General features: G+C 72.3%; 17 protein-coding genes. 9 read left to right on the top strand and 8 right to left on the bottom strand.

The annotated features are described in order from the left end of the window. Positions 1 to 152: 152 nt before the first annotated feature. The 3 genes from ACFYZQ_RS35695 to ACFYZQ_RS35685 form a co-directional block, all read right to left on the bottom strand. Positions 153 to 344 carry a hypothetical protein gene (locus ACFYZQ_RS35695; RefSeq protein WP_389157163.1) on the bottom strand — a complete coding sequence of 64 codons (192 nt, stop codon included), beginning with the start codon at positions 342 to 344 and terminating at the stop codon, positions 153 to 155. Between the two features lie 153 nt (positions 345 to 497). Next, positions 498 to 1,562: a sugar ABC transporter substrate-binding protein gene (locus ACFYZQ_RS35690; protein WP_389157161.1), complete on the bottom strand. Its 1,065-nt coding sequence runs from the start codon at positions 1,560 to 1,562 to the stop codon at positions 498 to 500. Between the two features lie 137 nt (positions 1,563 to 1,699). Next, positions 1,700 to 2,140 carry a MarR family winged helix-turn-helix transcriptional regulator gene (locus ACFYZQ_RS35685; RefSeq protein ID WP_389157158.1) on the bottom strand — a complete coding sequence of 147 codons (441 nt, stop codon included), beginning with the start codon at positions 2,138 to 2,140 and terminating at the stop codon, positions 1,700 to 1,702. 105 nt (positions 2,141 to 2,245) lie between these two features. On the opposite strand from ACFYZQ_RS35685, the gene ACFYZQ_RS35680 reads away from it, so the two are divergent. After that, a complete protein-coding gene (locus ACFYZQ_RS35680; RefSeq protein WP_389157155.1) occupies positions 2,246 to 2,785 on the top strand; it encodes a phenolic acid decarboxylase in 540 nt (179 codons plus the stop codon). Between the two features lie 19 nt (positions 2,786 to 2,804). On the opposite strand, the gene ACFYZQ_RS35675 is transcribed toward ACFYZQ_RS35680, so the two are convergent. After that, positions 2,805 to 4,016, bottom strand: coding sequence for a serpin family protein (locus ACFYZQ_RS35675; protein ID WP_389157152.1), 1,212 nt, complete (start codon positions 4,014 to 4,016; stop codon positions 2,805 to 2,807). Beyond that, positions 4,013 to 5,233 carry a serpin family protein gene (locus tag ACFYZQ_RS35670; protein WP_389157149.1) on the bottom strand — a complete coding sequence of 407 codons (1,221 nt, stop codon included), beginning with the start codon at positions 5,231 to 5,233 and terminating at the stop codon, positions 4,013 to 4,015. Before ACFYZQ_RS35670 ends, ACFYZQ_RS35675 begins: the two co-directional genes overlap by 4 nt. 142 nt (positions 5,234 to 5,375) lie before the next feature. On the opposite strand from ACFYZQ_RS35670, the gene ACFYZQ_RS35665 reads away from it, so the two are divergent. From ACFYZQ_RS35665 to ACFYZQ_RS35640, 6 genes are all read left to right on the top strand, one after another. Beyond that, positions 5,376 to 6,575 (top strand): DUF4190 domain-containing protein, encoded by a 1,200-nt coding sequence (locus tag ACFYZQ_RS35665; protein WP_389157146.1) that lies wholly within the window; start codon positions 5,376 to 5,378, stop codon positions 6,573 to 6,575. Between the two features lie 147 nt (positions 6,576 to 6,722). Beyond that, positions 6,723 to 7,475: a GntR family transcriptional regulator gene (locus ACFYZQ_RS35660; RefSeq protein WP_388792184.1), complete on the top strand. Its 753-nt coding sequence runs from the start codon at positions 6,723 to 6,725 to the stop codon at positions 7,473 to 7,475. 331 nt (positions 7,476 to 7,806) lie between these two features. Continuing rightward, positions 7,807 to 8,004 carry an SPOR domain-containing protein gene (locus tag ACFYZQ_RS35655; RefSeq protein ID WP_388792186.1) on the top strand — a complete coding sequence of 66 codons (198 nt, stop codon included), beginning with the start codon at positions 7,807 to 7,809 and terminating at the stop codon, positions 8,002 to 8,004. 30 nt (positions 8,005 to 8,034) lie between these two features. After that, positions 8,035 to 8,433 (top strand): (deoxy)nucleoside triphosphate pyrophosphohydrolase, encoded by a 399-nt coding sequence (locus ACFYZQ_RS35650; protein WP_389157143.1) that lies wholly within the window; start codon positions 8,035 to 8,037, stop codon positions 8,431 to 8,433. Positions 8,434 to 8,526: 93 nt separating this feature from the next. Then, complete coding sequence (locus tag ACFYZQ_RS35645; protein ID WP_389157140.1) at positions 8,527 to 8,988, top strand: ATP-binding protein; 462 nt, start codon at positions 8,527 to 8,529, stop codon at positions 8,986 to 8,988. Positions 8,989 to 9,299: 311 nt separating this feature from the next. Next, positions 9,300 to 11,885: a SpoIIE family protein phosphatase gene (locus ACFYZQ_RS35640; RefSeq protein ID WP_389157137.1), complete on the top strand. Its 2,586-nt coding sequence runs from the start codon at positions 9,300 to 9,302 to the stop codon at positions 11,883 to 11,885. A 714-nt stretch (positions 11,886 to 12,599) separates the two neighbouring features. Here ACFYZQ_RS35640 and ACFYZQ_RS35635 read toward each other — a convergent pair. Further along, positions 12,600 to 14,042: a hypothetical protein gene (locus ACFYZQ_RS35635; protein WP_389157319.1), complete on the bottom strand. Its 1,443-nt coding sequence runs from the start codon at positions 14,040 to 14,042 to the stop codon at positions 12,600 to 12,602. A gap of 239 nt (positions 14,043 to 14,281) precedes the next feature. Between ACFYZQ_RS35635 and ACFYZQ_RS35630 the strand changes: the two genes are divergently transcribed. Together ACFYZQ_RS35630 and ACFYZQ_RS35625 are read left to right on the top strand one after the other, a co-directional pair. Next, positions 14,282 to 15,403, top strand: a complete 1,122-nt coding sequence (locus ACFYZQ_RS35630) for a hypothetical protein (RefSeq protein ID WP_389157134.1) — start codon at positions 14,282 to 14,284, stop codon at positions 15,401 to 15,403. A gap of 24 nt (positions 15,404 to 15,427) precedes the next feature. After that, entirely contained in the window at positions 15,428 to 15,754 is a 327-nt protein-coding gene (locus ACFYZQ_RS35625; protein ID WP_389157131.1) for a hypothetical protein, read from the top strand. Here the strand turns inward: ACFYZQ_RS35625 and ACFYZQ_RS35620 are convergent. Next, positions 15,735 to 16,505 (bottom strand): succinate dehydrogenase/fumarate reductase iron-sulfur subunit, encoded by a 771-nt coding sequence (locus ACFYZQ_RS35620; protein ID WP_389157128.1) that lies wholly within the window; start codon positions 16,503 to 16,505, stop codon positions 15,735 to 15,737. The genes ACFYZQ_RS35625 and ACFYZQ_RS35620 overlap by 20 nt on opposite strands. Continuing rightward, positions 16,502 to 18,442: a fumarate reductase/succinate dehydrogenase flavoprotein subunit gene (locus tag ACFYZQ_RS35615; RefSeq protein WP_389157125.1), complete on the bottom strand. Its 1,941-nt coding sequence runs from the start codon at positions 18,440 to 18,442 to the stop codon at positions 16,502 to 16,504. The genes ACFYZQ_RS35620 and ACFYZQ_RS35615 overlap by 4 nt, the downstream gene beginning before the upstream one ends. Between the last annotated feature and the right edge of the window lie 14 nt (positions 18,443 to 18,456).

Here is an 18,456-nt window from a genome sequence, read left to right as displayed (position 1 = left end):
GTGCTGTTCACCCGGGCGTGGGAGGGCGTAGCCCCGTAAGGGCGGAGGATGTCCGAACGCTCGGAGCGGTCCGCGATGTCATGATCGGTCGCCCCGTACACGGATGCCGAACGGCCCCCTCGGGGGCCGTTCGGCAGGGCGTTGTGTGAGGCTCAGGGGTGATCGGGCTGCTGTGCCGGAGGCACTCCGCCCCCCTCTCCTCCTCCCTTGGCGCCCTTGTCCGTGCCGTGCGGGTGACCGCTCGCGCCACCGTCCGCCTGGCCCGCCTTCACCTGGCGGCTGTCCTCGGGGGTGGCGGCACCCTTGTCGTTGCGCCGTAGTTCAGGCTGCTGTGGATTGGGCATGCGCCGGACCTCCTCCTGGTGGTTGTTGCTCTCGGCGGCGTCCGGGTTCCCAGGCGGCCCCGGGTGACGCACGGCGCACGCGATCCGGGCCGCGCCGCCCGGAGGCAATCCATAGGTCAGGCGGGTCGGGGCGCGTTCGGGGGCGGCGCCGCATCAGCCGGAGCTGTTGCCCCACAGGGAGCGGTCGGTGCTCTTGACGCTGGGGACGCCGCCGTAGGTGCCGCCGTCGGCGGTGACGAGCGGGGCGGAGAGCTGGTCCTCCAGCAGGCCCTTGCGGATCTGGACGATGGTGCTGTCGTGGTCGGTCCTGCCGGGCTTGAACGTCTTCCCGTCGATCGCGGCCTTCAGGTAGTACAGCGCGTACTTGGCGTAGAGGTCGACCGGCTGTGACACGGTGGCGTCGATGTTGCCCTTGGTGATGTCCCTGAGCTCCCTGGGGACGCCGTCGTTGGAGACGACGAACACGTGCCGCTTGTCCTTCGGACCGCTCAAGAGGCCCTGCTGGTGGAGCACTTGGAGTGTGCCGGACAGGGCCAGGCTGGACTGCGTGTAGATGCCCTTGATGTCCGGGTGGGCTGTCAGGTCCGCCTGCAGCTTCTGCGCGGCGACGGCGCCGTCCCAGTTGGTGGTCTCGCCGAACACCGTGATGCCGGGGTAGTTCGCCTTCATGCACTCGTCGAACCCCTCGGTGCGGTCGCGCCCGTTGATCGAGGAGAGGTCGCCCTCCAGCATCACGACCTTGCCCTTGCCGCCCAGTTCGGTGCCGAGGTACTTGCAGGCCTTCTCGCCGTAGGCGCGGTTGTCGGCGCGGACCACCATGAAGACGTGACCGGTGTCGGGGCGGGTGTCGACGGTGACGACCGGGATCCTCTTCGCCTGCAGTTGCGCCAGGATCGGCGCGATCGCGAAGGTGCTCTGCGGGGCCATCGCTATGCCCCTGACGTGCTGGACGATGAGCGTCTGCACGTTGCCGCTGAGTGTGGCGAGGTCGTTCTGGGAGTTGGTGGTCTTGAGCGAAAGGCCGAGCTGCTTGGCGAACTCCGGCGTGTACCTGATGTAGGAGCTCCAGAAGTCGGTGTCCGATCGCGGGTAGTCGACACCGACCAGCGGCGGGTCGCCCGACGCCGCCACGGTGCCGGTACCGTCGCCGCAGCCACTGAGCAGCGCCAGGGCGGAGAGGACGGAGGCGGCGGAGCAGAGGACGGTTTTGAGCCTCATCGGTACTTCCTCGCGCTGGGCCCGAAGCGCGTGCCGTCTACTCACTGGGATGGCGGCGGGCTCACTCGGCCGACAGATACGTCAAAATACCCGTTCATCCAATATACGCGGGCAATCCGTGCGCCTCGCGGCGGCGATCACCCGCGCCCGTCCTCCAGTGCGCCGAGCAGTTCGGTGAGGGCCGGCAGCGCCTCCGCGATGGCCTGTCGGCTGTCCGGAGCGAGCTCGGCCAAGGCGCGCCGCAGCGCGTCGGTGCTGACCCGGTCGTAGCGGCTGAGCAGGTCGAGGGCGCGGGGAGAGGCCGCGAGACTCGCGGTGCGGAGATCGGTCGACGACGGTCGGCGCTCGACCAGCCCCGATGCCGTCATGACCCGGACCAGGTTGCTGACCGTCGAGGGGGCGACCCGCAGCCGGGCGGCGGCCTCGCGCGGAGCGAGCGGGCCGGCGTCGGACAGGACCCGCAGGAGTTCGATCTGTGCCTCGGGGAGGTCCGGGAGGTCCTCCGCGCGGCGGGTACGCAGCAGTACGGCCCGCCGCAGTGGCCCGATCAGGCGGCCGAGATCAGTCGCGGTGTCCATGACCTCATCATGCCGCAGCAGTCTATTTTGCTACAAAATAGTTTTGTGGCAAAATGAATGGGTCGCGCGCCGCCGCGGCATGCAGTGCAGCAAGGAGGTACCCGAATGACCAGCAACGGAGCGCACGAGACCACCGTCCAGAACCCCGTCCCGCCGCAGGAGCTCTCCGGGATCGTCGGTCACCGCTTCATCTACACCTATGCCAACGGCTGGCAGTACGAGATGTACGTGAAGAACGCGACCACCATCGACTACCGGATCCACTCCGGCATGGTGGGCGGCCGATGGGTCAAGGACCAGCGGGTCGATCTCGTCCAGCTGGACGACGACCACTACAAGGTCTCCTGGAACGAGCCCACCGGTACGTCGGTCTCCGTCAACGTCATGCCCGGCAAGCGACGCCTGCACGGTGTGATCTTCTTCCCGCACTGGGTCGAGGAGCACCCCGAGCGCACCGTCCTCTACCAGAACGACCACCTCGACGAGATGCGCGCGTACCGAGACCAGGGCCCGACCTACCCGGTCTGCGTGGTCCCCGAGTTCGCGAAGATCACCCTCTTCGAGTTCGTCGGCCCCGACGACGAGACCGTCATCGCCACGGCCCCCGGAGACCTCCCGGAGGGATGGTCCGACCGCACCGACTGACGGGGGTGCGGCCGATGGCTCAGGCTCTCCGCCGGATGTCGTTCAGATACCCGACCGGATAGAGCGTCGGCTCCGTCACCCAGCCCGCCACCAGTACCAGCCGCGTCTCCCGATCCACGGCGAGGAAGGCGAAGGGGCGGTCGAGGAGGGCGCGGACGACGGTGGACTCGTAGCGGTACTGGGGCGGCCCCGAACCGGCGACCGGCATCAGCGCCGTCACCGAGGCGGCGCGGAAGCCCTGGGCGCAGAACTGCGCCACCGCCGACTGTCCGGCCGCGCCGATGGCGAGCGGGTCGGCGCTGACGCCGGGGAAGTGGCCGTACCGGGTGTCCTGTGCCGTCGTGAGGCCGAACAGACGGTGCTGGGCGAGCAGGTCGTGGTCCGTCCGCACGTCGAACGCCACCGTCGTCACGTCGAGCGTCGTCGGCTCCGGGGAGACGGTGGGCTGCCGCTCGACGTGCAGGCCCGGACCCACGTGCCCGTACGGCAACTGCCCGCCCCCGGTCACCGTCAGCGTCCGCTCCACGACGGCCACGCCCGCGCGCAGCACCTGTCCCGGGGTCATCCGCTCCTCGCCGAGCACGAGATGGACGTCGAAGCCGTTGTCACCGGGCACCTTCAGGGCCGTGACGTGACCGTCGGGGGTGCTCGCCACGCCGATCCGGTCGGGCCGGACGCCCCGGCGGTGCAGGCCCGTCAGGTAGCGGCCCTGCCAAGGCCCGGCCTTGAGGCGCAGCAACTGCTCGTCGAAGGGGCGCGGCCAGTCGGTGCGCAGTGTCAGGGCGCCGGCGATGACCATCCTGGCGTCCTCGGTCAGCGCGACCGGCATACGCTCCACGAGCCCTCCGGTCCGCTCGACCGTCCAGGCGTCCAGGGCCTCCTGGTCGGCCGGCAGGTCGCCGCTCAGCACCCCGTGGGAGCCCGCCGGCAGCCCCTCCCGCCACTCCTGCCGCAGCTCCAAGGTCCGGTCGGTCCACAGGCCCAGCGCGGAGTCCAGCCCGGGCATGGCGCCCATCGAGGCGAGCAACTCCCGTGCCGCCCCCGCCGCCTGTTCGGCGGGCAGCCCGAGGGCCTCCGCCAGTTCCGCCCGTGCCGGGCCGGCGGCCCCGTCGGCCAGGAAGGCCAGCAGCGGCCAGACGCCCGCCGCCGAAAAGACCGTGCCGCCGTCGGCGGCCCCCGCCCACCGGGCGGTCAGTGCGTTGACCGCATGCACAGCGGTCGTCGCGCTCACTCGTTCTCCCATGCGCCGCTGTGCAGGGGGGTCTCGGGGAACGGCAGCGGATCCGTCACCCAGCCCGCCGCGAGGACCAGCCGCGAGTGGCGGTGCAGGGCGAGGAAGCCGAAGGGGCGGTCGAAGCGCGCGTCGATGGTCGTCTTCACGTGGCGCAGCTTCGGTGGGCCGCCGCCCGCGACGGCGGCGAACCCCGTCACCGCCGCCGCTTCGAAGCCCAGCGCGCCGAACCGCGCCATCGCGGACTGTCCGGCCGACCCGAGGGCGAGGGGCGGGCTGTCGCTGACGCCCGGGAAGTGGCCCTGCCGGGTGTCCCGTGCCGTCGTCAGGCCGAACACTCGGTGCAGCGCGAGCAGGTCATGGTCCGCCCGGACCTCGAACGCCGCCGTCGTCACGTCGAGCGACGGGGGCTGCGGGGCCGAGCAGCGTTCCCGCACCACGCTCAGTCCCGGGCCCACGTCCCCGTACGGGAGTTGCGGGCCGGGCACCACCGGCCACCGGCGTGCCAGCAGGTCCACGCCCGCGCGCAGCACCTGACCCGGGGTCATTCGCTCCTCCCCGAGCAGGAGGTGGACGTCCAGGGCGTTCGTACCGAGGACCTTCAGCTCGGTGACGGAGCCGTGCGGTGTCTCCGCCACGCCGATGCGGTCCAGCACGGCGGTCGAGCGGACCAGTCCCAGCCGCTCGGGCTCGGCCCACGGCTCGTGGGCGGTCTCCAGCGGCACCTCGTCGAAGGGCATGAGCCACCGCGTCCGCATCGCCAGCGCGCTCGCCAGCACCAGCTCGGTGTCCTCAGTCAGCGGGACCGGCATGCGGTCGACGAGCTCTCCGGTGCGCTTGGCCGCCCAGGCGTCAAGCGCCTCCCGGGTGGCGGCGAGGTCGTGGGTCAGCACCCCGTGGGCCTCGTCGGGCAGCCCCGCCGCCCACTCCTCCCGGAGCTCCACCGTCCGCTTGGTCCACAGGCCCACAGCCGTGTCCAGCCCGGGCATGGCGCCCATCGAGGCGAGCAACTCCCGTGCCGCCCCCGCCGCCTGTTCGGCGGGCAGCCCGAGGGCCTCCGCCAGTTCCGCCCGTGCCGGGCCGGCGGCCCCGTCGGCCAGGAAGGCCAGCAGCGGCCAGACGCCCGCCGCCGAGACCACTGTGCCGCCGTCCGCGGCCCCCGCCCACCGGGCGGTGAGCCGGTTCACCCCCTGGACCGTCGCACTCGCGACCCGCATTCCGCCCCCATCAGTCGCGCGCTTACGATGCGCCCAGCCGTACGTCAGTCCAGTCGTCGGTTCTCAGCTGTGGTCCCCAGCTGTGGTCTCCCAGCTGCCGGTTCAGCGCTGCCGCCGCCCCGACCCCAGGAGCACGGTACCCGTGTCCATACCTCCGCCTCCCGGCCCCCACCAGCCCGAGGGGCCCTACCAGCCGCCGTCGCCGTACTCGCCGTACCCGCAGGGTCCTTACGGACCGCAGCCCCAGGGGCCCTACGGACCGCAGACCCCCTACGGGCAGCCGCCGTACCAGCCGTGGGCGCAGGGGTACAGCCCCTACAACCGTCCGGCGGCGGTGAACGGGCTCTCCATCGCCGCGCTCGTGCTCGGCATCCTCTGCTTCCTGCCGGGTGTGGGGCTGGTGCTGGGGCTGGTGGGGCTGGCGCAGATCAGGAAGCGGGGGGAACGCGGGAAGGGCATGGCGATCGCCGGCTGCGTGCTGTCCGGGATCGGGCTCGCGCTGTGGGCGCTGGCGCTGGTGACGGGCGGGGCCGCCGAGTTCTGGAAGGGTTTCGAGGACGGCGCGCGGGACGGGGCGGGCATCTCACTGGTGAAGGGCGAGTGCTTCGACGCGCCCGGCGGTTCCCTGCAGGGCGAGACGTATGACGTCGACAAGGTGCCCTGTGCCGGTAAGCACGACGGCGAGGTGTTCGCCTCCTTCGAGCTCGCGGGCGGCGGGCCGTACCCCGGTGACTCCTCCGTCAGGGGCCGGGCGGACGACCGCTGTTACGGACTGCGGGACAGCTATGCGATGGACGGTTGGGCCGTTCCGGACGACGTCGACGTCTACTACCTGACGCCCACCCCGGACAGCTGGGCGCTGGGCGACCGCGAGGTCACCTGCGTGTTCGGCAACACCGACGAGAAGGCCGGCCTGACCGGCTCGCTGCGCAACGACGAGACCGTCCTCGACGCCGACCAGGTCGCCTACCTGAAGGCCGCGCACGTCCTCAACGCCGCCCTGGACACCGCGCCCGACGCGGAGTACGTCGAGGACGACCTGCCCGGCCACAAGGCGTGGGCGCGCCGCGTGGCGGCGGCCCTGGAGAAGCAGTCCGGGATGCTGCGCGGGCACGACTGGCCCACGGGCGCCGAGAAGCCGGTCACCGCGCTGGCCGGTGATGTCGACGAGGCGCGGACGGAGTGGGCGAAGGCCGCGAAGGCCGCCGATGCCGACGTCTTCTACACGCACTACGACAAGGGCTTCAAGCTCATCGACCCGGACCGCACGGTCACCGCGCGCAAGGCTCTGGGGCTGGCCACCACTCCACCGCCCTCGGACGACACGGGTCTGGAGGTGTGACGCGCGCTATAGCGGGGAGAAAGTGCCTGCGTAAAGCACTCACCAGGCGGATGTCATCACATCGAGTGATTCTCTGGCCTTTGCTTGCGCGGCACAACCCACCGTTGCCACGCTGTTGCTGTCTGTACAACCTGATGGGAGCGGCCCGTGACTTTCGGTGAGCAGCCGGCGTACCTGCGTGTCGCGGGTGATCTCCGCAAGAAGATCGTCGACGGTCTGCTGCCGCCCCACGCCCGCCTGCCCTCCCAGGCCAGAATCCGCCAGGAGTACGGCGTCTCCGACACGGTCGCTCTCGAGGCGCGCAAGGTGCTGATGGCCGAGGGGCTGGTCGAGGGCCGCTCCGGCTCGGGGACGTATGTGCGCGAGCGGCCCGCGCCCCGGCGTATCGCCCGCTCCGGCTTCCGCCCGCCCGCCGGGGCCACGCCCTTCCGGCAGGAACAGGCCGATGCCGCCGCGCGCGGCACCTGGGAGTCCCGCAGCGAACAGGCCGAGGCGAGCGTCGCCATCGCCGACCGGCTCGGCGTGCGCCCCGGCGACCGGGTGATGTGCACCAAGTACGTCTTCCGGGACGCCGGTGAACCGATGATGCTCTCCACCTCCTGGGAGCCGCTCGCGGTCACCGGCCGCACCCCCGTCATGCTGCCCGAGGAGGGCCCCCTCGGCGGCATGGGCGTCGTCGAGCGGATGCGCGCCATCGACGTCATCGTGGACAACGTCACCGAGGAGGTCGGCGCCCGCCCCGGCCTCGCCGAGGAGTTGCTCACCCTGGGCGGCGTGCCGGGCCATGTGGTCCTGGTCGTCCAGCGCACCTACTACGCCTCCGGCCGCCCGGTGGAGACCGCCGACGTCGTGATCCCCGCCGACCGCTACAAAGTCGCGTACCACCTGCCAGTGAAGTAGCGCACACCCCCGGGGCAGTTGCACGGCCCGCCCGCTCGACGCCCGCACGTCCGCGAGCCATTGGGATTTCGCCGTTTTCGCAGGTGGTACCCAATGTGTCGGGCACCCCGTCAAATCGACGCATCGAAGCGCACGGACGGCGCATTCGTCATCGTGCGCCCCCTGCGTTCTGGCCGGTTGCGTACCTGTTGGTGAAAAGTCGTATTCGCTGCGTGAAGGTTAGGCGTACGCTCGCGCATATGCGTACTGCGGTTTCCTCAGCGGGCGGGGCACGGCGGGAGCCGGGGACGGGAGACGGCCGGGTGAGGGCCGGAAGAAGAGGTGGGGTGCGATGAACGACGTCAACGGCACGGTCTCGCTGCCCTGGCTCGTCATACGACAGGACGACAACGGCAATCGCTACCGCGTGGGCCGGTACGCGACACGCGCCGAGGCACAGAAGATCGCCGACAGCCTGGACGACCGCGGACACAAGCAGATCTACTGGGTCGAGCGCATCGGCCCCAACGGAAACGGCTCCCGCGGCTGACCTCCCGGAGGCTCACGTAGGCTCCGGCGCATGACGGAACGGATCGTGGTGGTCGGAGCCGCCCTGCTCGACGACGGCCGCCTGCTCGCCGCGCGCCGCAGCGCGCCCCCCGAGCTGGCCGGCCGCTGGGAACTGCCCGGCGGCAAGGTGGAGCCCGGGGAGTCGCCCGAGGACGCCCTGGTGCGCGAACTGCGCGAGGAACTCGGCGTCGAGGCCGAGGTCGTCGAGCGCGTACCGGGGGAGTGGCCGCTCAAGGCCCCGTACGTCCTGCAGGTGTGGACCGCCCGCCCGCGCACCGGTTCTCCGGGCCCCGAGCCCCTCCAGGACCACGACGCACTGCGCTGGCTCACGCCGGACCGGCTCTGGGACGTGGACTGGCTCGATCAGGACGTCCCGGCGGTGCGGGAAGTGGTCGCACATCTGCTGTGACCCCTTGCTGTGCCCCCTGCAGTGCCCCCGAGCAGGAGCCGTCAGAGGTCACACCGCCCTCTCCAGGGCGGTACTCGGCACTGGATATCGGGTATGTGCCCATTAACCCCACGAAACAGGACATGGGTGGGCTTGCTGGCCTGGGAAGTGATCGGCGTGATCGACACCGATGGCGACTGCGCCGAGTGGACCTTTCCCGAGGAACCGGGCGCCGTGCGCGCCGCCCGTGCGGCGGTCCGCGACCAACTGCGCGGCTGGCGCCTCGACAGCCTCGCGGACCTCGCGGCGCTGCTGGTCAGCGAGCTGGTGACGAACGCCCTCCGGCACGCCACGGGCCCCGTCGGCGTACGCCTGGTCCGCCCCGCCGAGCTCGGCGACACCCTGCTGGTGGAGGTCTCCGACCCGCTCCCGGACCCGCCGCACGAGCGCGCCCCACGCCCCGACGAGGAGAGCGGCCGCGGTCTCCAACTGGTCGCCGGCTCCTCGCGCCGCTGGGGCACCCGGCCCGGAGACACCGGCAAGACGGTCTGGTTCGAACTGGCGGTGCCGGGATGAGCCCGGGCGTGCGCGCCTGAGCCCGAGGTGCGCCCGCGCGTACGCGCCCGAGCCCGGGCCGCGGATGCCTGTACACGCCGGATGGAGCCGTACAGACGCCGGTTCGGTCCCGGACGGTTGCCGTCCCACGTGATTCGACGACGTGTTGCCTGGTTAGAAGACTGGAAGTGTTGTCACGGCCCGGACCGAAAACCACCGGGAACGTGCTGTGATCGTGAACACCGTGTTGTGCGGCGCCGTAGTGCTGGATACTGCGGGCAGCCGCAGCCGGTGACCGGTGCCGGTGCGGTGAGCTGGAGGGGACGGTTCGCGTGAGCGAGATACCAGCGAAGGCCACGGAGTCCGAGGACCCGTCGGACGGCGCGAGGACCAAGGCCGCGGACGAGCGGCCGTCCGGCGACGCCATGTGGCAGAGCAGTCCACCCGGCTCCATCTACGACTACATCAAGGTGGCGTCCTTCTCCATCAGCCCCAAGGGGCTGGTCGACCAGTGGAGTCTGCGTGCCGAGCAGCTCTTCGGCATTCCGGCCGAACGCGCCATCGGCATGGACCCCGTCGACGCCTTCATCGACCCCGATCTGCGCGAGCGCGGTCAGCGGAAGATGGCCGAGATACTCGACGGGCGGGAGTGGACCGGGGTGGTCCCCTTCCGGATGCCGGGCACGGCCGACGGGGAGTGCGGCCGGGAGGGCCTCGCCGAGGTCTATGTGATGCCCACTCGCACTGCGGAGGGTGACAAGGCCGCCGTCTGCATCGTCGTCGACGTCCGCACCCTGCGCAGCATCGAGACCGATCTCGCCGCCTCGCAGGCGATTTTCGGTCAATCTCCGTTCGGTTTCCTTCTGATCGACACCGAACTGAGGGTCCGTCGGGCCAACGAGCAGTTCGCCAACACGTTCGGTGGCACTCCCGACGACCACCGTGGCCGCGGCGTCCACGACTACCTGCTGCGGGGCGAGGCCGAACGGGTCGCGGCCACCCTGCGCCGGGTCCTGGAGACCGGCAACTCCATCACGGACATGCACGTCACGGGCTTCGTACCGGGCTCCGAGGAGCGGCGGCACTGGTCCATCAACCTCTACCGCGTGCACAGCGGCAGCGGCCGGCCGATCGGTGTCGCCTGGCTCGGCACCGACATCACCGCCCGCCGGGACGCCGCCCGCGAGGCCGCCGCGGCTCGGCGCAATCTCGCCCTGCTCAACGAGGCGGGCGCCCGCATAGGGAACTCCCTCGACCTCGAGACCACCGCCCGCGAACTCCTCGACGTCGTCGTCCCCGGCTTCTGCGACCTCGCCACCGTCGACCTCTACCAGGGCCTCCTCGTCGGCGACGAGACCCCGCCCGGGCTCGCCGACGGCAGCGCGGAACTGCGCCGCGTGGCCTTCGCCAGCGCGGTCTCCGACGCGCCCTTCGTCGGCGGCGGCAAGCCGGTCGCGGTCGGCGCGGTCCACCACTACCCCTTCAACTCGCCCTGCGCGGACGCACTGCGCACCGCCCGGCCACAGTCCGTGCCCGCCGAGGACGGCGGCCTCGTCCAGTCCACGCTGGCCGTTCCGATGGTCGCCCACGACACGGTCGTCGGACTCGTGCAGTTCGCCCGTACGAAGGGCAGCGAGCCGTTCGGCGACCGCGACCGGGACCTGGCCTGGGAGCTGGCGGCGCGCGCGGCCGTCTGTATCGACAACGCCCGCCTCTACCGCCGCGAGCACGAACGGGCGTTGATACTGCAACGGTCCCTGCTCCCGCCCGGCGACCCGGAGGCCTCCGGCCTGGACATCGCCTGCCGCTATCTGCCGGGCAACGCGGCGACCGAGGTCGGCGGCGACTGGTTCGACGTCATAGAACTGCCCGGTGCGCGGACCGCGCTGGTGGTCGGCGACGTGATGGGCCGGGGACTGCGCGCGGCGGTCGCGATGGGCGAACTGCGCACGGCGGTCCGCACACTGGCCCTGCTGGACCTCGAACCGGCGGAGGTCCTCGCGGCGTTGGACGAGATCGCCCGCGGCCTCGGCACTCCCGGCGGCGTCCAGCAGGCCACCCGTACGGCCCGCCAGCCCAGGGACGCCGACCTGTCCGAGGTCTATCTCGCGACCTGCGTGTACGCCGTCTACGACTCGGTGACCAGGCGGTGCACCTTCGCCAACGCGGGTCACCTGCCGCCGGTCCTGGTGGAACCCGGCGAGGACGCGCTGATGCTGGACGTGCCGCCCGGCATGCCGCTGGGCGTGGGCGGCGAGCCCTTCGAGGAGGTGGAGGTCGAACTCCCCGAGGGTGCGCTCCTGGCGCTCTACACGGACGGGCTGGTCGAATCCCGTGACCATCCCCTGGACGAGGGCCTGCAAGCCTTCGTGGGCGCGCTGACCGATCCCTCCCAGCCGCTGGAGGACGTCTGCGACCACGTCCTCAACACCCTCGACACCCACCACGGCGAGGACGACATCGCGCTGCTGATGGCCCGTGTCCAGGGCCTGCCCGCCGAGTCGGTCGGCGACTGGACCCTGCCGCGCGAGCCGCGCAGCGTCGGCCGTGCCCGTGAGTACGCGCGCGGCCAGCTGCTCAGCTGGGACCTCGAGCCGCTGGTCGACACCGCCGAACTCCTCGTCAGCGAGCTGGTGACGAACGCGCTGCGGTACGGGGAGGGCGAGATACGGCTGCGGTTGCTCCTGGACCGCACCTTGGTCTGCGAGGTCTGGGACTCCGGGCTGGTGCAGCCGCGCCGGCGCCGTGCCCGTGACACCGACGAGGGGGGGCGGGGGCTGCAGCTGGTCGGGCTGCTCAGTGCCGCGTGGGGCTCCCGCCGGACCCCCCGGGGCAAGACGGTCTGGTTCGAACTGCCCCTGCCCGACGGGGGGGCCGGTCTGACGGACCCGGCGGAAGCCCTGCTGAGCCTGTTCTGAGCGGCCGGAGCCGTGTGCCGGCCGCAGGCTGAGGCCCGGGTTCCCTCGCCCCCGCCGCCCCTACCCTTCCCGCCCCCAGGGGCTCCGCCCCTTCAACCCCACTGGGGGCTGCTGCCCCCAGCCCCCCACGGGGCTCCGCCCCTGCACCCCGCCGGGGCTGCGCCCCTGCACCCCGCCGGGGCTGCGCTCCTTCGCCCCCGCCGGGGGCGGCGCCTCTTGGTCCCCCGCGGGGCTGCGCTGCTTCGCCCCCGCCCGGGGAGCCGTGCCCCCTGCACCCCGCCGGGGCTGCGCCCCTGTATCCCGCCGGGGCTGCGCCCCTTCGCCCCCGCCGGGGGCCGCGCCTCTTGGTCCCCCGCGGGGCTGCGCTCCTTCGCCCCCGCCGGGGGCGGCGCCTCTTGGTCCCCCGCCGGGGCTGCGCCCCTGCACCCCGCCGGGGCTGCGCCCCTGTACCCCGCCGGGGCTGCGCCCCTGTACCCCGCCGGGGCTGCGCCCCTGTACCCCGCCGGGGCTGCGCCCCTGTACCCCGCCGGGGCCGCGCCCCTGTACCCCGCCGGGGCTGCGCCCCTGTACCCCGCCGGCCTGAACGGCCTCGTCCTCAAACGCCGGACGGGTCGGATTCGGTGGCCGCGCCTTCCAGCCGACTCGCATGGGTGGTGGGTGGGCATAGGCCCGGGGGTCTGGGGGCGGAGCCCCCAGGGGGCCACTGAGGCAGCTCTAGGCCCTGAAACGTCCTCGGGTTTCCGGGCCGCCGAAACCCGCCGGGGGCCCCGCGTCGGGGTCCTCGGCGAGGAGGATGCCGCCCAGGACGGCGCCGCTGAGCCCGGTGGTGGTCTCCCCGGCGTAAGGGGTCCCGTGCGCGCGGACGTCGCGCTCGGCGAGGTCACGGGCCTCGCGGGCGAGCTGGTCGGCCAGGGCGAGCCCGGGGCCGCGGCCGGCCAGCAGCCGGGCGGCCTCCGCCAGCCGGGTACGGGCCTCGGCCCCCACGGCCCCCCGGTGCGTGCCGACGAAGTCGTCCGCGGCATCGACCGCGCCGCGGGCGACGAGCAGCGCCGCCGCCGACACCACTCCGGTCCGGCCGCCCCCCAGCGGCTCGACGGCCCGCGCTATGTGCCGCAGGGCGTCCAACGGGTCGTACGGCCCCCCGCCGGTCAGCTCCCTGCGTACGGCGGCCAGCGCGCCGTCGGCCCGGGCGATCCGCGCCCGCAGCTCCCCGGCGGGAACGTCGGCCGGCCCGCCCCCGCGGGCGGCCGCGATCGCCGACTCCGCGCCGGTCAGCGCCGCCGGCACCAGTCCCGCCGCCTCCCGCACCCCGGCCGCGAGCCGCTCCACACCGGTGACCAGGACATCGGCCTGGGCGATGGCCCCCTCGGCGGCGCGCAGATGGCGGGCCGCCCGCTCCAGGTCACCAGCATCGGCCGTCTGGCGGCACGCGTTGAGGTGACCGGTGGCGAACACCAGCCGGTCCTTGGCCTGTTCCAGATACCCCGTCACCGGCTCCACGGTCGACGCGGCGAACCGCCCGCCCAGTCCGCCGAGCGTCACCGCCGCGCCGCCCGTCCGCGCCGTCAGCTCCCGGAACCGCCCCTCGGCGACCTCCAGCGCCTCGCCCACCCCCTCCGCCAGTGCCCGCAGCCGGTCGAATGCGGGCGTCTCGGCGTCCAGCCGTCGCCCGGCCTCCGCACACCGCCCCACGACACCCACCAGCGCCTGCCGCCGGGCCACCTCGTCCTCCGGCACCCCCTGCTCGTACCGCCGCCGTATCGCGAAGGCGGCCGCCAGCTCCGTCTCCGCGGCCCGCAGCGCCCGTACGAACGGCTCCACCGCCGTCGCGCCGAACCGCGCCTCGGCGAAGGAGAGTTCCTCACGGCTGGTGCGCACGCTGTCGTCCGCGACGACCAGCGCGGTCCGCGCCTGCCGCTCGAAGTCACCCCCCGTCGGCACGGGCGGCCGGACGGACACCACCCCGGGCGTCGTCCGGGTCCGGGCCCGCCGACTGCGCCGTACGTACCCGTACGCGGCCAGTACCCCCGCCGCGCCCACCACCACGAGCGGCAGCAGCAGATCGGTGGCGGACGTCTCGTCCCGGTCCGCGGCGCCGGCGGCCACGACCGGCCCGGCGTGGGCGACGGGAACCGGATCTTGGGCGCTGATCGTCATCCCCGGCAACAGCAGCCACACGAACCCCGCGACCCCGCCCAGCACGGCGTGCGCCACCCGCACGGCTATGTGCGACGTGGCGTTCCGCGGCCGGCCCCGGATCAAGGTTGACGTCACATTTCGGAGCGTATGGGCAAGTAAGGGGCACCGCGACCGGTGCGACCGGTGCGACCGGTGCGACCGGTGCGACCGGTGCGACCGGTCGGGGGACGGGGACGATGAGGACGGGGAGCACGGGGATGGACGCGGAACCGACGCAGGAACGAACCCAACCGGTGGCCGTCGACGGCGAGGACGTCCCACAGGGTCCGGAGGACGTCCCGCAGGGCCCGCCCGCCCCCGGCACCGGACGGAGGAAACGCCGCTGGATACGCCGCACGGCCCTCGCCCTGGCCCTGCTGTTCCTCTTCCCCCTCCTCACCGCCGAGGTCGCCCTCCGCGTCAACTACACCGGCGACACGGCCGACGGCACGTACACCCGGGGCAAGGACGCCATCTGGCTCGGCCACGCCTGGATCGACGGCAGGAAGGACGACCAGGACGTCAAAAACCTCGCCCGCCGCCTGCGAGGCACCGGCATCCGCGACCTGTACGTCCATTCCGGCCCCCTGGAACACGACGGCACCCTCCCCTCATCGGACTACCCGCGGGCGCGTTGGCTGATAGCCGCCGTCCACCGGGAACTGCCCGGCGTCCGGGTCCAGGCCTGGCTCGGCGACGTACTGGCCACCGAGTCCCCGGACGGCATGCGCCTGGAGCGCGCGGCGACCCGGGCCGCCGTCGTCCGCTCCACCCGCGAGATCCTCGCCGCCGGTTTCGAGGGCGCCCACTTCGACCTGGAGCCGCTGCACTCCGGCGACCACGACTACCTCGACCTCCTCGACGACCTGCACCGCGTCACCCGTGATCACGACGCCCTGCTCTCCGTCGCCGCTCACCAGATCGACCCGCTGCCCGCCTTCCACTCCGTCTGGGGCGCTCTCGCCGGCCACCCCAAGTGGTGGTCACAGGCGTACTTCGGCCAGGTCGCCCGCCGCGTCGACCAGATCGCCGTGATGTCGTACGACACCATGCAGCCGCTGCAGAGCCTGTACGGCGGATACGTCGCCCAGCAGACCTCCCTGGCCCTGGAGGTCACCCCGCCCTCCACCGACCTCCTGATGGGCCTGCCCTTCTACCACGAGAACCGTTTCGGCCACTGGAACCACGCGGAGACCGTCCCCGCCGCCGTCCGGGGCGTCCGCCTGGGCCTGTCCCGTACCGACGCCGACCGCGCCCGCTTCGGCGTGGCGCTGTACGTGGACTTCGCGGCGACGGCGGACGACTGGAGCGCGTACCGGAAGGATTGGGTAAACCATTAACGTCCGGGGCCGCCGGCAGGTGGGATGCTGATCGTCATGCACATGTACCTGGAGGTCGTCGGCGCGCTGCTCGTGACGCTGATGGCGGGGTTGGGGATCGCGGCCGTCACGACCGGCTGGGTGATCCCGCTGGGCCGGCACCGGATCCTGCGGCCGAAGCTGTGGGGCTACGGCCAGTTGATGGGCGCGGTCGGTGCCTCCCTGTGGATGTTCCTCGGGGTGTTCCGCGCCCGGTTCGACACCCTCCCGCTCATCGGCTGGTTCGTGTTCCTGGGGAGCCTGTTGGTGGCGAATCTCGCCCGGCGCCCCGGCCGTACCCCCTCACTGCCCCCTACGAACTCCGCCTCCTGATCTTCGACCCCAGCCACACCAGCGGGTCGTACTTGCGGTCGACGGCACGCTCCTTCAGAGGGATCAGCGCGTTGTCCGTGATCTTGATGCCCTCCGGGCACACCTCCGTGCAGCACTTGGTGATGTTGCAGTAGCCGAGACCGTGCTCGTCCTGGGCCGTCGTCTTGCGGTCCAGGCCGGCCTCGGCGGCGGCGTCCAGGGGATGCATGTCCAGCTCCGCGACCCGCATCAGGAAGCGGGGCCCCGCGAACGCCGTCTTGTTCTCCTCGTGGTCACGGACCACATGGCAGGTGTCCTGGCACAGGAAGCACTCGATGCACTTGCGGAACTCCTGCGGCCGGTCCACGTCCTCCTGCATCATCCGGTACTCGCCGGGGGCGAGCCCGGGCGGCGGCACGAACGCCGGAACCTCCCTGGCCTTCTGGTAGTTGAAGCCGACGTCCGTCACCAGGTCGCGGATCACCGGGAAGGCGCGCAGCGGGGTGACGGTGATCGTCTCCTCGCGGTCGAAGACCGACATGCGCGTCATGCACATCAGCCTCGGCCGCCCGTTGATCTCCGCGGAGCACGAACCGCACTTGCCCGCCTTGCAGTTCCAGCGCACCGCCAGGTCCGGCGCCTGGGTGGCCTGGAGGCGGTGGATGATGTCGAGCACCACCTCGCCGTCGTTGACCTCGACCTTGAAGTCCTCCAGGCCGCCGCCCCCGACATCACCCCGCCACACCTTGAAGCGGGCCTCGTAGCTGCTCACTCGTACAGCTCCTCTTCGGCGAGGTACTTGACCAGCTCCTCCTTCTCGAAGAGGGCGAGCAGGTCGGGACGGATGGGATCGGTGGTCTCCCGGGAGAGCGTGATCTGGCCGCGGACCGGGTCCGTCGCCGCGAGTCCGCCCGTGGGGTCGGTGAGCCGGCACAGCAGGTTGATCCGGCGCCAGTCGCGCTCCATCGCCGGGCAGTCCTCGCGGGTGTGCCCGCCGCGCGACTCCGTGCGCTCCAGCGCCGCCCGGGCCACGCACTCGCTGACCAGCAGCATGTTCCTCAGGTCGAGGGCGAGGTGCCAGCCCGGGTTGAACTGCCGGTGTCCCTCGACCCCGGCCCGCCGCGCCCGCACCCGCAGTTCCCCGAGCTTCTTCAGCGCCTGCTCCATCTCGCCCTCGCGGCGGATGATGCCGACCAGGTCGTTCATCGTCTGCTGGAGTTCCTGATGGAGGCCGTACGGGTTCTCCGGCGGCCCTCCGGCCGGTTCCGCGCCCTCGGCCTCGGCCGAGAAGGGCCGCAGCGCCTCCGCCGCCGCCGCGTCGACCTGGGTGTCGTCCACCGGCGGACGGGCCGCGGCCAGGGCCGCCGTGTACTCGGCGGCGTGCCAGCCCGCCCGGCGCCCGAAGACCAGCAGGTCGGAGAGGGAGTTGCCGCCGAGCCGGTTGGAGCCGTGCATGCCGCCCGCGACCTCACCGGCCGCGAACAGCCCCGGCACCCCGCGCGCCGCCGCCGTGTCGGAGTCGACCGCGATGCCGCCCATCACGTAGTGGCAGGTCGGCCCGACCTCCATCGCCTCCGCCGTGATGTCGACGTCGGCCAGCTCCTTGAACTGGTGGTACATGGAGGGCAGCCGGCGCCGGATCACCTCGGCCGGCATCCGCGTCGACACGTCCAGGAAGACGCCGCCGTGCGGGGAGCCGCGGCCCGCCTTCACCTCCGCGTTGATCGCCCGCGCCACCTCGTCGCGGGGGAGGAGTTCCGGAGGGCGCCGGTTGTTGTCCGGGTCCTCGTACCAGCGGTCGGCCTCGTCCTCCGACTCGGCGTACTTCTCCTTGAAGACGTCCGGGACGTAGTCGAACATGAACCGCTTGCCGTCGGAGTTCCTGAGCACCCCGCCGTCGCCCCGGACGGACTCGGTGACCAGGATGCCCTTCACCGACGGCGGCCAGACCATGCCCGTCGGGTGGAACTGCACGAACTCCATGTTCAGCAGCGGCGCCCCGGCGAGCAGGGCGAGGGCGTGCCCGTCGCCGGTGTACTCCCACGAGTTCGACGTCACCTTGAAGGACTTGCCGATGCCGCCGGTCGCGATCACCACGGCGGGGGCCTCCAGGACGAAGAAACGGCCGGTCTCACGCTCGTAGGCGAAGACCCCGGAGACCCTGGTTCCGTCTTTGAGTACCCGGGTGACCGTGCACTCCTGGAACACCTTCAGCCGGGACTCGTAGTCCCCGGTCTCCCGGTGGTCCTCCTGCTGGAGCGCGACGATCTTCTGCTGCAGGGTGCGGATCAGCTCCAGGCCCGTGCGGTCGCCGACGTGTGCGAGGCGCGGGTACTCGTGGCCGCCGAAGTTGCGCTGCGAGATCCGGCCGTCCTTCGTACGGTCGAACAGGGCGCCCCAGGTCTCCAGCTCCCACACCCGGTCCGGTGCCTCCTGGGCGTGCAGCTCGGCCATCCGCCACTGGTTGAGGAACTTGCCGCCGCGCATGGTGTCGCGGAAGTGGACCTGCCAGTTGTCGTGCTCGTTGGCGTTGGCCATCGCCGCGGCGATGCCGCCCTCGGCCATCACCGTGTGCGCCTTGCCGAACAGCGACTTGCAGATCACCGCCGTACGGGCACCCCGCTCACGTGCCTCGATGGCGGCCCGCAGTCCGGCGCCGCCCGCGCCGACCACGACGACGTCCCACTCCTGACGGTCGACCACGGACATCAGAAAGCCTCACT

This window comes from Streptomyces sp. NPDC001843 (assembly GCF_042891955.1).
Lineage (GTDB): Bacteria > Actinomycetota > Actinomycetes > Streptomycetales > Streptomycetaceae > Streptomyces.
This window is presented reverse-complemented; position numbering and strand designations above follow the sequence as displayed.